The following is a 14,450-nucleotide window of genomic DNA, read 5'->3' on the forward strand; positions in this document are numbered from 1 at the left end:
GTCCGGGCGTCGCAGGCAGGAACCGACCATGAACCCGCTCGTCCTGATTCCGGCCCGCATGGCCGCCACGCGCCTGCCGAACAAGCCGCTGGCCGACATCGGAGGCAAGCCGATGATCGTGCGCGCCTATGAACAGGCGGCCCGGTCCGGCCTGCCCGTGGCGGTGGCGGCGGGGGATGCGGAGATCGTCGCGGCGATCGAATCGATCGGCGGAACCGCCATCCTGACCGACCCGGACCTGCCCTCCGGCTCTGACCGCATCCGCGCGGCGCTGGACGCCCTGGACCCGCACGGCCGCCACGATGCGGTCATCAACCTGCAGGGTGACATGCCTTTCGCCGATCCGGGCCTGGCCGTGACCTGCGCCCGGCTGCTCGAGGCCGAGCCGTCTTGCGACATCGCCACCCTGGTCGCCCCCGAGGCCGACGCTTCGGACCGCGCCAACCCCGACGTGGTCAAGGCGGTGCTGGCCCTCCGTGAAGGCGTGCGCCACGGCCGCGCCCTCTATTTCACCCGCTCGACCCTGTACGGCGACGCCCCCGTCTGGCGGCACATCGGCCTGTACGGCTATCGCCGCGAGGCCCTGGAGCGCTTCTGCGCCGCCCCGCCCTCGCCGCTGGAGCGTCGCGAGAAGCTGGAGCAACTGCGGGCCCTGGAGATGGGCCTGCAAATCTGGGCCGCGGTGATCGATGAGGCTCCGCTGTCGGTCGACAACCCGGCGGACCTGGAGGCGGCGCGGGCGCAGGTGAGGGACTAGGGGTTGCGGGCGCTTGTCATCCCCGACGCCGCGGAGCGGCGTCGAGCTCGCCCCTACTGGTGGATGGTTTCCCCGTGCTGAGTGTAATCCAGCCCTTCGATCTCCTCTTCCTTCGTCACCCGCAGGCCGGTGGTGAATTTGCACACCATCAGGATGGCGAAGGTGCCGACGCCTGACCACGCGATCACCGCCAGCAGGCCGATGATCTGGTTCACGACGTTCGCAGCTTCCGCGACCGGGTTGATCGCGGCGGTGGCGAAGACGCCGGTCAGGACGGCGCCGACGATGCCGCCCACGCCGTGCACGCCGAAGGCGTCGAGGCTGTCGTCGTATTTGAGGGCGCGCTTGAGCCAGACGGCGCCGGCGTAGCAGGCCGGGCCGCTGACCAGGCCGATGATGAAGGCGCCCTTGGGGTCGACCAGGCCGGCGGCCGGGGTGACGCCCACCAGGCCGGCGACGACGCCGGACAGCAGGCCCAGCAGGGTCGGGCGCTTGTGGTCGATCCACTCCACGGCGGTCCAGCCGATGGCGGCGGCGGCGGCGGCGAGCATGGTGTTGAAGGCGGCGACCCCGGCGATGCCGTCGGCGGCCCAGGCCGAGCCGGCGTTGAAGCCCAGCCAGCCGACGAACAGCAGGCCGGTGCCGATGGCGGTGAAGGCCAGGTTGTGCGGGGCCATGTTGTCTCGGCCGAAACCGTGGCGCGGGCCGAGCACCAGGGCGGCGACGAGGCCGGCGACACCGGCATTGACGTGGACCACGGCGCCGCCGGCGAAGTCGAGCACGCCCAGCGAGCCCATCCAGCCGCCGCCCCAGACCTGGTGGCAGATCGGCGCATAGACGATCAGGTGCCAGAGGGTGAAGAACAGCACCGAGGCCGAGAATTTCATCCGCTCGGCGAAGGCCCCGGCGATCAGGGCCGGGGTGATGATGGCGAAGGTCAGCTGGTAGGCGATCCACAGGAACTCGGGCAGGCCCGGCGCCAGGCTGTGCGCCGTCGACGGCGTCACCCCGTTCAGGAAGGCCGCCTGGAAGCCGCCGATGAAGCCGTTGGTCGCCTCGGCGCTGGAGCCGAAGGACAGGCTGTAGCCGGCGATGAACCAGAGCACGGTGACGATGCAGAGCGCAGCGGTCGAATGGGCGATGGTGGCGATGACGTTCTTGCGCCGGACCATGCCGCCGTAGAACAGGGCCAGGCCCGGCAGGGTCATCAGCAGGACCAGGGCGGTCGAGGTCAGGATCCAGGCCGAGGACGCCTCGTTCAGCTCCAGCGGCGCCTGGTGGGCCAGCAGGGGCGCGGCGGGCGCCGCCAGGGCGGGCGCGGCGGCGAGGCCGGCGGCCAGAAATGCGAGAACAGGGGCGAGCAAGCGGCGCATCGACGGTCCGGGTCTGGAGGTGAAGACTCGGCCCGAACCCGCGTTCGACCCGCGGACCGGGATGTGACCCTATCGCGGTGCACCAGGCAAACTATTTCGTGTGCGGTGCAATAACTTCCTGTGTCGCTGCACGGTTGACGTAACGTCAGGGGTCTTGGCGCACGGATGTGCCGCAGGTGTTCGCGGGTGCGGTGGGCGCTTGTTATCCCGGCCGAAGCGAAGCGGAGAGCCGGGACGTGGCGCGCAACTGTGATGCCCTCCTGGAAATCGCAGAGCTCCGGGAGACAGCTGGGACCTCGCGCGTCTCCCGGATCGCTGCTGGCGCAGCTCTCGGAGGTGTGGATGCGTCGCGTCCCGGATCACCGCTGAGCGGCGTCCGGGATGACAAGGTCAGTGCTCATTGAGGAGGGCGTCGATGACGGCCGTGTTTGCCTCGCTGGTCTCGTACTTCCGAATGGCCGTGCCGAGGTTGTAGCGGAACAGCTGCTGGTCATCGGGCCTCTCAGGCCAGACGTCTCGAACTGCCTGCGCAAAGCTTCTGAGCGACATGAAGGAGGCGAAGGCCTCAAACACGCGGGCGCTGGCGTGGGGCTGGCCTCCCAGATAGTGCCGCGCCAGTCGCATCTGGTCGGCAACCCTCCACGACAGATGCTGAACCAGCACAAGGGCGTCCCCCGATCGGCGGCTACCGCGCGGATAGTGCTGTATCAGGTACTCCGCGGCCTTTTCCGAACCCATGATGCGGAGCGTTGCGGCCTCTCTGCGCAGTTCAGCATCCATCGCCCACCTCCTGCCCGCCTCACACCCCGTAGAACCCCCGGTACCAGTCCACGAACCGCTTCACGCCGATGTCGATCGGGGTGGACGGCGCGTAGCCGAGGGCGGCGCGGGTTTCGGTGACGTCGGCCTCGGTGCGGGCCACGTCGCCCTCCTGGACCGGCATCATGTTCAGCTCGGCCTTCTGGCCGAGGGCGTCCTCGAGCACCTCGATATAGCGCATCAGCTGCTCGCGGCGGCCGGCGCCGAGGTTGAGGATGCGCCAGGGGGCGACGCCGGAGGTCGAGGGGTTGGGCTTAGTAGCGTCCCAGGCCGGATCGACCGTCGCGGGCTTGTCGAGGGCGCCGATCACCCCGTCGACGATGTCGTCCACATAGGTGAAGTCGCGCTCCATCTGGCCGTGGCCGTAGACGTCGATCGGGCGGCCCTCGAGGATGGCCTTGGTGAATTTGAACAGGGCCATGTCGGGCCGGCCCCACGGGCCGTAGACGGTGAAGAAGCGCAGGCCCGTCGAGGGGATGCCGAACAGGTGGGCGTAGGAGTGGGCCATCGCCTCGTTGGCGATCTTGGTGGCGGCGTAGACCGTCATCGGATGGGCCACGCCCTGGCGCACCGAGAAGGGCAGGGCGCCGTTGGCCCCGAAGGCCGAGCTGGTGGAGGCGAAGACCAGGCTGTCGGCCTTCACCGCCCGCGCGCCCTCGAGGATGGTCAGGAAGCCGACGACGTTGGAGTCGACGTAGCTCTCGGGCTGTTCGAGGCTGTAGCGCACCCCCGCCTGGGCCCCGAGATGGACGATGCGGCGCGGCGAATGCTCGGCGAACAACGCGGTCATGCCCGGCCGGTCGGCGAGGTCCAGGGTGTGGTGGATGTAGTTCGGATGGGCCTGCAGCCGCTCCAGCCGGGCGTGCTTGAGCGCCGGGTCGTAGTAGCTGTTCAGGTTGTCGACGCCGACGACGGTCTCGCCGCGCGCCAGCAGGCGCTGCGCCGTGTGGAAGCCGATGAAACCGGCCGAGCCGGTGACGAGGACGGGGCCGGTCATGGCGCTTCGTTACGCGTCCTGCGGCGTTTCGTCATCCCGTCAGTCGCCGACGCCGAACAGGACCTCGCGGACACGCTCCGGCGGGACCGGGCCGGGGGCGTTCGGGTCGGTCGATTCCTGGATCAGGGCGACGAGGCGCAGGGTGTCGGCGGCCTGCCGGGGCCAGCGCAGGTTGCGGGCCGGGGCTTCGGGCGCTGCGTCGACGCCGTCGCCGGGAATCGCGCCGAGGTCGAAGTCGGCGATGCTCTCGGTGTCGTCCGCCGGGGCCGCGGCGATCGCCACATGCACCCGCAGCGGCGTCGCCTCGGCCGTGCGCCCCGAGGCGTAGGCCGGGCGCACCGCCAGGGTCTCGGGATTGCGCCCGCCGACGGTGACGGTGAAGCCGTAGGTCGAGGTCGGCTCGGCGCCGATCGGACCGCGGGTCACGGTGAGGCAGTAGGTCCCGCGCAGCAGGCGCCCGTGCACCTCGGCGCCGCGGACGTCATAGGCGCTGTCGGCGCCGTCTCTTGCGGGACGGACGTAGTCGCGGCTGGTGGCGGCGGCGCGCAGCCGGGCCCGGTCCGGATGGGCGAAGTCGCAGCGCTCGCCGCTGCGGGTCCACAGCGTCAGCGCGGTCGAATAGCCCTGCGGCGGCTGCTGTCCCGGCAGGGAGGCGCAGCCGCCGAGGAGCGCGGCGGCCCCCAGGACGGAAGTGAGGGCCAGGGCGGCGAGACGCATGTCGATTATCCGGAACAGCAACGCTGAGCCAAAAACCGCTTACTTGGCGTAGCGTTCCTCGACCGGCGCGTATCGATCCCAGACGGCGCGGTCGGCGAGCGAGCGCAGCAGCTTGACGTACTCCGCATGGGTCCAGGCCAGCGGCGTCGCCGAGTTGGTGCCCTGGCCCGGCGCATAGTCGTGGGCGGTGTCGTCGCCGACGCCGTCCCAGGCCTGTTCCGGCAGCAGCAGGCCGCCGTTGGCGAAGCTCTCCATGCCGCGGACGTAGGTCTGGCGGATGTTGTCGAGGTGGGCCTGGGTCCAGGCCGGGTCGTGCGAGGGCTGGGCCAGCACGGCGGCCAGTTCATAGTGGCCGCGCTCGCCGGTGAAGAAGGGCCAGATCCGGCCGCGCTGGCCGGGGTGCATCTGGCCGCCGACGCCGTAGTTGCCGCCGGTGTCGGTCTGCTCGCCGTAGCCGTCGTTGCCGTAGCGGCGGTAGCCCGGGACGCCGTTGACGTCATAGCGGACGCGGAAGCGGTCCTCGCGGGTCTGGTCGTCGTACTCGGGCAGGGTGTCGGTGATCGACGGGGCCAGGGGCGAGCGCACGCCGTAGCGGACCAGCTCCAGGAAGCCGCCGTCGATGATGCGGTCCTCGGGCATGGCCGGCTGGCCGTTGTTCTCGCCGAGCAGGCCCTTGTCGTTGGGGTTCTCGTTGCGGGTAATGCGCACGAAATACCGGCCGTCGCCGAACTCGCCGGAGGTGGTGAACATCCGCGCCTCGACCTTGGAGGCGTAGTCGTCGGCCGCGGCCTGATAGCGGGCGGCGCCCGGGGCGTCGCCGGCGGCGCGGGCGATGTCGGCGGCGGTGGTCAGGCCGGCGATGACGGCGGCGGTCGTCGAGGGCGAGTAGCCCTCCTGCTCCTCCCAGCGCTCCTGCTGGGTCCAGGGCGGGCTCACGCTGCGGTCGTTCCACAGCAGGCCCATCTGGCCGCCGTCGACCAGGAAGTCGGCGGCCGGCTTGATCATCTCGCCGTACATGCGGGTCATCTCGGCGTCGGAGACGAGGCCCTGTTTCCACAGCTTCCAGCCCAGCATGATGGGCATGGCGGTCTGGTCCAGCTGGACGCCGACCCATTCGATCTCGCCGTCGACGTGGGTCTTCTGCAGGAACCAGCCGGTGGCGCCGGTGTTGCCCGGCGTCTGCGCGTCGACCTGCACCTGCGGCAGGTAGCGGAAGGCGGCCTGCGGCGTCTCGGTGTCGCCCAGCGCCAGCAGGGCCATGGCCACCTGGTAGAAGTCGCGCGGCCAGACCGCCTTGTAGCCGGTCGAGCTGTTGGTGGCGTCGACGGTGTCGCCCCACGGGTTGGACAGCGAAGCGATCAAAGCGCCGGCGTGGGTGCGGTCCTCCTGCGTCTTCAGCATCAGGGCCGAGGCGTAGGCGAGTTTGCCGCCGTCGGTGGACTGTTCGGCGATGCGGGGCAGGTCGGTGAGGGAGGCGAGGTAATCCTCCCAGCCGACGGCGTCGCCTTCGCCGTTGAACTTGGCGAGGACGCGGTCCAGGCCGAGGATGAAGGGTTCGGCGGCCGCGGTTTCCGCCGCACCGGCGCTGCTTCCGAAGCCGATGACGAAGTCGTGGCTCGCGCTCTCGCCTGTCCGAATCGCAGGGAGGGCGCCTGTGAGCATTATGTTGCCGGAGGCATCGCCCGTTGTGCCGTAGCGGTTGTCCAAGCGTCCGTCGGCCAAGTCGGTCAATCCGTCGGAGATGCCGACGAAGCCAACGCTCTTCGCGGTGAATGGGTGGTCGGCGAGAAGGGCGAGGTGGACGTCATCCTCCGATGCGCGAAGGGCGCCAAAGGTCGTCTCAACGACCCCTTCCTGCCGAGCGATTTCCCATTCGGCGTCGCGACGCGCATCCCCCCGATCCCCCACACCCGTATTCGCCATGTGCGGCTCGAGCAGCAGGTACGGGGTGATGTCGCCCTTCAGGGCGCGGATCTGCGTGCGCACGACGAGCGCCTGGCCGTCGGGGTTGGTGAAGATCTGTTTCTCGATCTCGTAGCGGCCGGCCTTGTCGGTGGTGATGACGCGATAGGCCGGCGAGAGCGGGCGCCCTTGCGCGTCGACGTGCAGGTATTCGGTGCGGCTGGTGGTGTCGGTCCCCTCGACCGACAGGCCGTCCTCGGTGACGACGGCGAAGCGCAGCTGCTTGATCTGGGCCTGGTGGATCAGGCCGTACATGGTCTCGGTGAGGACGCCGTCGGCGATGGAGAACCAGACCTTGGACACCTCGCCGGTCGGGCCGCCGTCGCGGTACTGGCCGTCGACATAGGCCTCGTAGGACGCGCCCGCGCCGGTCTTGGCGGCGTTGACCCAGGTCGGCGCATCGCCCGGCGCGCCAGGGGCGACCGACTGGGCCGAGGCGGTCCCGGCGAAGGCGAGCGCGGCGGCGCCGCAGAGGAGGCGGGTCAGGTTACGCATGGGGGCTCACTGAGTGGGAAGCAGGAAGACGAGGGGGACGTCGAGCCGCTGGTTCCAGGACTTTTCGTTGTGTTCGGCGCCGGGGAAGACGAGGGAGCGGAAGCGGTCGGGCGTCCATCCTTCGCCGCGGATCGTGGCGTCGATGCGGCTCTGGAACTCGGCGTAGAAGGCGTCGGTGCTTTCGTCGCCGCGGTCGAAATAGAGGAAGTGACCGCCCTTGGGCGGCAGGTCGGCCTTGATCACGCCGGTCCAGGCCTCGGTCAGGCGATCGCGCCAGGCCGCGAGGGCGGCGGGGTCGGTGAGCTGCTCGATGCGGATCGGCCAGTGGGTCGAGACGCAGGCCGCGCCCCCGAAGGTCAGGGGGTAGCGCATCAGGGCGTACATCGAGATCAGCCCGCCCATGCTCGAGCCCATGATCGCCGTGTCCACGCGGCCCGGATTGGTGCGGTAGGTCCGGTCGATGAAGGGTTTCAGCTCGCGGACAATGAAGCGCAGATAGCCGTCCGACAGCGGCTCGCCGCCGTAGATCGCCTGGACGTCGGCGCGCATGTCGTCGGGCAGGGCGGCGATCAGATTGGCCGGGATGTATTCGCGCAGGCGCAGGTCCGTATTGCCGATCCCGACCACGATGGGGGTGCGGATCTGGCCGTTGGCGCTGAGCCGGGCGACGTGCTCGTCCACCCCCCATTCGGCCCCGTAGGGCGCGCGCGAGGCGTCGAACAGGTTCTGGCCGTCGTGCATGTAGAGGACGGGGTAGTGGCGGTCCGAGGCGTCGTAGCCGGGCGGCAGCCAGACGGTGACGTCGCGAGGCTGGACGAAGGCGGAGGCCATCTGCGGATGCTCGACCAGGCGGCCCTGGGTGGGCGCGTCGGCGCGAGCCCGGCTCGCCTGGGCGACGAGCGGCGCGGCCGCGAGGGCGGCCAGGAGGGCGCGGCGATCGAAGCTCATGCCGCCTCCTTGGGGACCATCAGGCTGGCGACCGCGGCGAGGGCGAAGCTGGCGCCGCCGAGGACCAGGGCGAACACCGCCTGATCCGCGAAGAAGGTCTTCAGCAGGACGCCGAGCAGGGTGGCGGCGACCAACTGGGGCACCACGATGAAGATGTTGAAGATGCCCATGTAGACGCCCATTTTCCGGCCCGGCACGGCGTTCGACAGGATGGCGTAGGGCAGGGAGACGATCGACGCCCAGGCGAAGCCCACGCCGATCATCGGCAGCCACAGCAGGGCCGGATCGCGGATCAGGAAGACGCCGAGGAAGCCTGCGGCGCCGAGCAGCAGATTGACCGCATGGGCGCCGCGCAGCCCGGTGCGGCGGGCCAGCACCGGGATCAGGAAGGCGGCGAGGGCGGCGACGCCGTTGTAGATGCCCATCAGCACCCCCACCCAGTCGGCGCCCTGGGCGTAGCCGGCCGAGGTCGCATCGGGCGAGGCGAAGTGCACGGCGGTGACCGCCGGGGTCATGTAGATCCACATCGAGAACAGGGCGAACCAGCTGAAGAACTGCACGACGGCCAGGCCGCGCATGGTCTTGGGCATGGCGAACAGGTCGTCGACGATCTCGGTCAGTCCGTTGGAGACTTTCCGGCCGCGGAATAGGGCGACGGCCCACTGCAGCAGGCCGGCGGTCACGATCAGGCCGGCCAGGACATAGAGCTCCTTGGCCAGGCCCAGATAGGCCACGGCGAGGGCGGCGCCGAGGCCGATCACGACCCACGGCAGGCCGCCCCAGCTGTAGGCGGCCGCGCTCCGCTCGGGGGTGGTCGGGACGGCGTCGCCGCGCGCCTGTTCGAAGGCCTCGATCTGGGCCGGGCTGTATTCGCGGGTGGTGACCACGGTCCACAGCACGGCGGCCAGGAGGGCCGCGGCGCCGACGTAGAAGGAGATGCGCACGCTGAGCGGCACCACGCCCTCGGGCGCGGTGGAGGCGACGTCGAACCAGTTCGACAGCATCCACGGCAGGCAGGAGGCGAACACCGCCCCGGCCCCGATGAAGAAGCTCTGCATCGCATAGCCCGTCGCGCGCTGCTCCTCGGGCAGATTGTCGCCGACGAAGGCCCGGAACGGCTCCATGGTCACATTGATGGAGGCGTCCATGATCCAGAGCATGGAGGCCGCGACCCACAGGTAGGGGCTGTGCGGCATCACCAGCAGGGCCAGGGTGGTCAGGATGGCCCCGACCAGGAAGTAGGGCCTGCGCCGGCCCAGCGGCGTCCAGGTCTTGTCGCTGAAATGGCCGATGATCGGCTGCACCAGCAGGCCGGTCAGCGGCGCCGCGATCCACAGGATGGCCAGGGAATCCACCTCGGCGCCGAGGGTCTGGAAGATCCGGCTGGTGTTGGCGTTCTGCAGACCGAAGCCGATCTGGATGCCGAAGAAGCCGACGCACATGTTCCAGATCGCCAGCCCGCTGAGGCGCGGGCGGACGGTCTGGTCGACGGTTCCGGAAACGGGGGCCGCGGCGACGGCGTCAGGCGTGGTGGGGGTCAACGACGACCTCTTCCTAGGGGCACGAAGCGGATGGCCTGGCCGCCGCCGGGGGCGAGGCGCAGAGTGAGGGTGTCGGCGGCGGTGACCTCCTGGGTCACGATGTCGATGGCCTCGCGGTTGGTCTTCCAGTGGGCGCCCGGGGCGTCACGGTAGATCTCGGCGCGGTAGCGGCGTCCCGGCTCAAGGAAGCTGAGCGACGCCGGCAGGTTGCGCGGCTCCTCGTCGGTGATGGCGCCCAGGAACCACTGGTCGGAGTTGCGGTCCTTGCGGGCGATGGTGACGAAGTCGCCGACCTCGCCGTTGAGGACGCGGGTGTCCTCCCAGTCGGTGACCACGTCCTTGATGAACTGGAACGGGCCGGGGTTGGCCTCGTAGTTCTCGAGGATGTCGGCGGCCATCTGGATCGGGCTGTAGAGGGTCACGTACAGGGCCAGCTGCTTGGCCCAGGTGGTGGCCACGCCGTCCGGCGCGCGGGTGTTCATGCCGAAGATGCCGGGGGTGAAGTCCATCGGCCCGGCGAGCATGCGGGTGAACACCAGGTTGACCTCGTGCTCCGGCGGATTCCCCGGGTTGCCCCAGGCGTTGTACTCCATGCCGCGCTGGCCCTCGCGGCTGATGATGTTCGGATAGGTCCGGCGAAGGCCGGTGTCCTTCAGCGGCTCGTGGGCGTTGACCGCGACCTGGTGGCGGGCGGCGGATTCGATGACCCGCTGGTGGTGCTGCACCATCGGCTGGCTCTCGTGCCAGGCCATGGTCGCCTGTCCGTCCAGACCGCGCACCCGGGCGCCGCCGGCGTCGGCCACATAGCCCGTCTTCACGGAGTGCCAGCCCATGCGCTGGTACAGGGCGAAGCCCGCGTCCATCTGCTGTTCGTAGTGGAAGGCGTTCCCGCCGGTCTCGTGGTGGCCGATGATCTCGACGCCCTTCGAGCGCGCATAGTCGGCGATGCGCTGGATGTCCCAGTCGGCATAGGGCTCGGTGAAGCTGTAGTCCCAGCCGTTGCCGAACCACTCGCCGTCCCAGCCCTTGTTCCAGCCCTCGACCAGGACGCCGCCGAAGCCGTGCTGGGCCGCGAAGTCGATGTGCTTGAGGGTGTAGTCGGTGGTCGCGCCGTGCTTGGGACCCGAGGCCCAGGTCTTCCGGTCCAGGTGCATGTCCCACCAGATGCCGACGTATTTCATCGGCTTGAACCAGCTGACGTCGCCCAGCTTGTTGGGCTCGTTGAGGTTCAGGATCAGGCCCGAGGTGACCAGCTCGCCGGCGGTGTCGGTGATCTGCAGGGTGCGCCAGGGGGTATGGAAGGGCAGGTCGCGGGTGACCACGGCGTTGGTCAAGCCCGGCGTCAGCGCCGCCTTGAAGCGGCCGCCGCCCACGCGGCGCAGGTTCATGCCCGAATAGTCGACCAGGGCCGCCTCGTGCAGCGAGACGTGCAGGCCGCCGTCGGTGCGCAGGGTGATCGGGGTCTGGGCGACGCCGACCTCGTCGATGCGGGTGCGGTTGTAGAGGTACTCCTCGCGGTTCCACTCGAAGGCCGGGACCCACCAGGCCTCGCCCGCGTCGGCGACGGCGAACTCGGTCAGCTCCTCGGAGACGTTCAGGGTCTTGAGGTTGGCCTGTTCGGGGAACTCGTAACGGAAGCCGACGCCGTCGTCATAGATGCGGAAGACCACGTCGAACCTGCGGCTCAGCGGCGCGCGCTCGACGAAGTGGGTGCGCCACTCGGTGTAGCGGTTCTGCATGTGGCGCTTCTCGCCCCATGGCTGCTCCCAGGGCTCGTCATGCGAGGTCGGGGCGTCGGCGGTGACGGTGAAGTTGCGCTCCAGCTTGGTCGCGTCGGTGAGGATGAAACCGAGGCGCGAGGCCTCGATCACCGGCCGGCCCATCCGGCTGACCGTATACTCCGGCCGGCCCTCGCCGGTGACGCCGACCTGGACCGTGAGCACGCCGCCGGGCGACGAGGCGCTGGCTTGGCCGACCGCGCCGGCGGGGGCCTGGGCCACGTCCTGGGCGAGCGGTTGGGCCAGCGCCGAGGCGGGCAGGGCGGCCATCAGGGCGGTGGTCGAGATCAGGAAGCGGCGGGTCAGGATCACGGGTTTCTCCGGTCATGAGGGCTTGCCAAGGACGGCAGGCGCAGCGCAGATGACGCAAGGTTTGCAGCAAAATTTGCAGCCTGACCATTAGCCGGAAACGCAACGTGAGCCGCCGAAACACCCGCCTCGAAGACCTGGCCCAGCTGGCCGGGGTGTCGATCTCCACGGCCTCGCGCGCGCTCAACGATCATCCGGCCGTCAACGCCCGCACCAAGCAACTGATCTGGAAGCTGGCGCGCGAGCATGACTACCCGTTCCGCCGCTACATGCCGGCCGGTCCGGTCGGCGCCGAGGGCATCATCGCCCTGGTCACGCCCCGGCCGCAGGGCCGCGAGGGCCGGCTGAGCGACCCCTTCTTCCTTGAGCTTCTGGCCGGCGTCGGCGAGGCCGCGCGGGAGCGCGACTGCGACGTCATCATGAGCCACTTCTCGCCGACCTCGTACGACGACCTGTCCGCGGCCATGAACACCCGCGCCGACGGCGTGATCTTCCTGGGCCAGTCGTTCCTGCACCAGAGCCTGAACCGGCTGGCCGAGACCGACGGCCGCTTCGTGGTCTGGGGCGCCGAGATGCCGGACCAGGCCTATTGCTCGGTCGGTTCGGACAATCTGGCCGGCGGACGCCGGGCGACGCTTCACCTGGCGCGGCTGGGTCGCAAGCGCATCGTCTTCCTGGGCGACCTGGACCCGCCCGAAGCCATGCAGCGTCATCGCGGCTACCTGGAGGCCCTGGCCAAGTCGGGGCTGGAGGTCGACGCCGACCTGATCATGGAAGCCCATTTCGAGGTCGAGTCCGCCGAGGCCTCGGTCGACGGCCTGATCCGGCGCGGGACGAAGTTCGACGGCATCGTCTGCGCCTCGGACCAGATTGCGCTGGGCGCCGTGCGGGCCCTGCTGAACGCCGGCCTGCGCGTGCCTGAGGACGTATCGGTGATCGGCTTCGACAATGTGCCGTTCAGCCGCTACTCGCGCCCGGCCCTGTCGACCATCGCGCAGGACACGATGAAGGCCGGACGCCTGTTGGTGTCGAAGCTGCTCGACAACCCGGGCGCATCGGTCGGCCGCTCGGAACGCATTCCGACGGACCTGATCGTGCGCGAGAGCTGCGGCGGCTGAGACCATCAGGCGTCGGCGGCCAGGACCAGCCCGGCGAGCGGCGGCAGGACCCCGGCCGAGCCGGCGCCGATGTTGACGGCCTCCAGCACGCGCCAGCCCTTGGGGGCATCCCAGGCCGCGGCCTTGTGCCCGAGGTTGAATACGCAGAGCAGGCGGTCGCCGTCGAGCACGCGCTCGAAGCTCAGCACCTCGTCGCCTGAGTCGACCATCGTCATCTCGCCGCGGGTCAGGGCCGGATGGGCCTTGCGCAGGGCGATGAGGCGACGCGTGGCGTGCAGCATCGAGGACGGGTCCTGCTCCTGCCGGTCGACGGCGAGGCCGACGTGGCGCGGATCGACCGGCAGCCAGGGCTCGGCGGTCGAGAAGCCGGCGTGGGGCTGGTCCGCGGTCCAGGGCATCGGGGTGCGGGCGCCGTCTCGGCCCAGGGTCTGGGGCCAGTTGGCGATGGCTTCCGGATCCACCAAGCGCTCGAAGGGCACCTCGCCCTGGGGCAGGCCCAGCTCCTCGCCGTAGTAGACGAAGACGTTCCCGCGCAGGCACATCAGCAGCAGCATGGCCGTCTCGGCCAGGGCCTTGAGGTCGCGGCCCTCGGCCCAGCGCGAGATGGCTCGCGGCGCGTCGTGGTTGGAGAAGGTCCAGGACGGCCAGCCCTGGCCGTCGCGGCCGTGCCAGGCCTCGGCGCCCTCGTGCACCAGGGCGTGCTTCAGGGCCGGGGCGTAGAGGTAGAGGAAGCCGTAGGCGCTGTTCAGGTGATCGTCGCCTGAGGTGAAGGCCTGCATCTCGCGCTCGGCGTGGTCGCCGCCGACCTCGGCCACGCTGAAGCGGCCGCCGTAGCTGTCGGTCAGGGCCCGAATGCGCGCCAGGAAGTCGACGATCTCGGGCTGGGACTGGTTGTGCACCTTGTCCTGGAAGTCGAACGGCCGCGTCCGCTTGCCGCCCGGCGGCAGCGGCGGGTTATCGGTCAGCTTCGGGTCGTGCATCGAGAAGTTGATGGCGTCGAAGCGGAAGCCGTCGACGCCGCGATCCAGCCAGAAGCGGGCGGCGTCCAGCAGAGCGTCCTGGACGTCCGGATTGTGCACGTTCAGCTGAGGCTGCTCGGGCAGGAAATTGTGCATGTAGTACTGGCCGCGGCGGGCGTCCCAGGTCCAGGCCGGGCCGCCGAAGACGGACTGCCAGTTGGACGGCGGCGAGCCGTCGGCCTTGGCGTCGGCCCAGACGTACCAGTCGGCCTTGGGATTGGTCCGCGACTGGCGGCTCTCCCGGAACCAGGGGTGCTCCTCCGAGGTGTGCGAGAAGACCAGATCGATGATGATGCGCAGGCCCAGGGCGTGGGCCTTGCCGATCAGTTCGTCGAAATCGGCCAGCGTTCCGAAGATCGGGTCGACGTCGCAGTAGTCGGCGACGTCATAGCCGAAGTCCTTCATCGGCGAGGTGAAGAAGGGCGACAGCCAGACGGCGTCCACGCCCAGCGAGGCGATGTGCTCCAGCCGGTTGGTGATCCCCTTCAGGTCGCCGACGCCGTCGCCGTTCGAGTCGGCGAAGCTGCGCGGATAGACCTGGTAGACGACGGCGCCGCGCCACCATTCGGCGGCGTGGGGGGCGGCGGTCGGGAGTTCGAGAATTTGGGCGGTCACTC

11 protein-coding genes are annotated in these 14,450 nt (G+C 69.8%); 2 read left to right on the forward strand and 9 right to left on the reverse strand.

Annotated features, from left to right (window positions below; all coding sequences use genetic code 11):
• Positions 1-28 precede the first annotated feature (28 nt).
• A complete protein-coding gene (locus tag ASC65_RS06580; RefSeq protein WP_082525908.1) occupies positions 29-757 on the forward strand; it encodes a 3-deoxy-manno-octulosonate cytidylyltransferase in 729 nt (242 codons plus the stop codon).
• 53 nt (positions 758-810) lie between these two features.
• Here ASC65_RS06580 and ASC65_RS06585 read toward each other — a convergent pair whose 3' ends face one another.
• From ASC65_RS06585 to ASC65_RS06620, 8 genes are all read right to left on the reverse strand, one after another.
• Complete coding sequence (locus ASC65_RS06585) at positions 811-2,130, reverse strand: ammonium transporter (RefSeq protein WP_056450809.1); 1,320 nt, start codon at positions 2,128-2,130, stop codon at positions 811-813.
• Positions 2,131-2,520: 390 nt separating this feature from the next.
• Entirely contained in the window at positions 2,521-2,910 is a 390-nt protein-coding gene (locus ASC65_RS06590; RefSeq protein ID WP_056450813.1) for a hypothetical protein, read from the reverse strand.
• Between the two features lie 19 nt (positions 2,911-2,929).
• Positions 2,930-3,946 (reverse strand): NAD-dependent epimerase/dehydratase family protein, encoded by a 1,017-nt coding sequence (locus ASC65_RS06595; RefSeq protein ID WP_056450819.1) that lies wholly within the window; start codon positions 3,944-3,946, stop codon positions 2,930-2,932.
• A gap of 39 nt (positions 3,947-3,985) precedes the next feature.
• Positions 3,986-4,663 (reverse strand): hypothetical protein, encoded by a 678-nt coding sequence (locus ASC65_RS06600; protein ID WP_056450822.1) that lies wholly within the window; start codon positions 4,661-4,663, stop codon positions 3,986-3,988.
• 39 nt (positions 4,664-4,702) lie between these two features.
• The gene (locus tag ASC65_RS06605) at positions 4,703-7,120 is read right to left on the reverse strand and encodes a glucan 1,4-alpha-glucosidase (protein WP_056450823.1); all 2,418 of its coding nucleotides are present in this window, start codon (positions 7,118-7,120) and stop codon (positions 4,703-4,705) included.
• A gap of 6 nt (positions 7,121-7,126) precedes the next feature.
• Positions 7,127-8,068 carry an alpha/beta hydrolase gene (locus tag ASC65_RS06610; RefSeq protein ID WP_056450824.1) on the reverse strand — a complete coding sequence of 314 codons (942 nt, stop codon included), beginning with the start codon at positions 8,066-8,068 and terminating at the stop codon, positions 7,127-7,129.
• The gene (locus ASC65_RS06615) at positions 8,065-9,510 is read right to left on the reverse strand and encodes an MFS transporter (RefSeq protein ID WP_056451417.1); all 1,446 of its coding nucleotides are present in this window, start codon (positions 9,508-9,510) and stop codon (positions 8,065-8,067) included. Before ASC65_RS06615 ends, ASC65_RS06610 begins: the two co-directional genes overlap by 4 nt.
• Before the next feature lie 95 nt (positions 9,511-9,605).
• Positions 9,606-11,699 (reverse strand): glycoside hydrolase family 97 protein, encoded by a 2,094-nt coding sequence (locus ASC65_RS06620; protein WP_235561421.1) that lies wholly within the window; start codon positions 11,697-11,699, stop codon positions 9,606-9,608.
• Between the two features lie 71 nt (positions 11,700-11,770).
• Here ASC65_RS06620 and ASC65_RS06625 point away from each other — a divergent pair, with 71 nt between their 5' ends.
• Positions 11,771-12,814, forward strand: a complete 1,044-nt coding sequence (locus ASC65_RS06625) for a LacI family DNA-binding transcriptional regulator (protein WP_200939809.1) — start codon at positions 11,771-11,773, stop codon at positions 12,812-12,814.
• Between the two features lie 5 nt (positions 12,815-12,819).
• Here the strand turns inward: ASC65_RS06625 and ASC65_RS06630 are convergent, their stop codons facing one another.
• Complete coding sequence (locus ASC65_RS06630) at positions 12,820-14,448, reverse strand: alpha-amylase family glycosyl hydrolase (protein WP_235561422.1); 1,629 nt, start codon at positions 14,446-14,448, stop codon at positions 12,820-12,822.
• Positions 14,449-14,450: the final 2 nt, after the last annotated feature.

It is taken from the genome of Brevundimonas sp. Root1279, assembly GCF_001425945.1.
In the GTDB taxonomy this organism is placed as follows: Bacteria; Pseudomonadota; Alphaproteobacteria; order Caulobacterales; family Caulobacteraceae; genus Brevundimonas.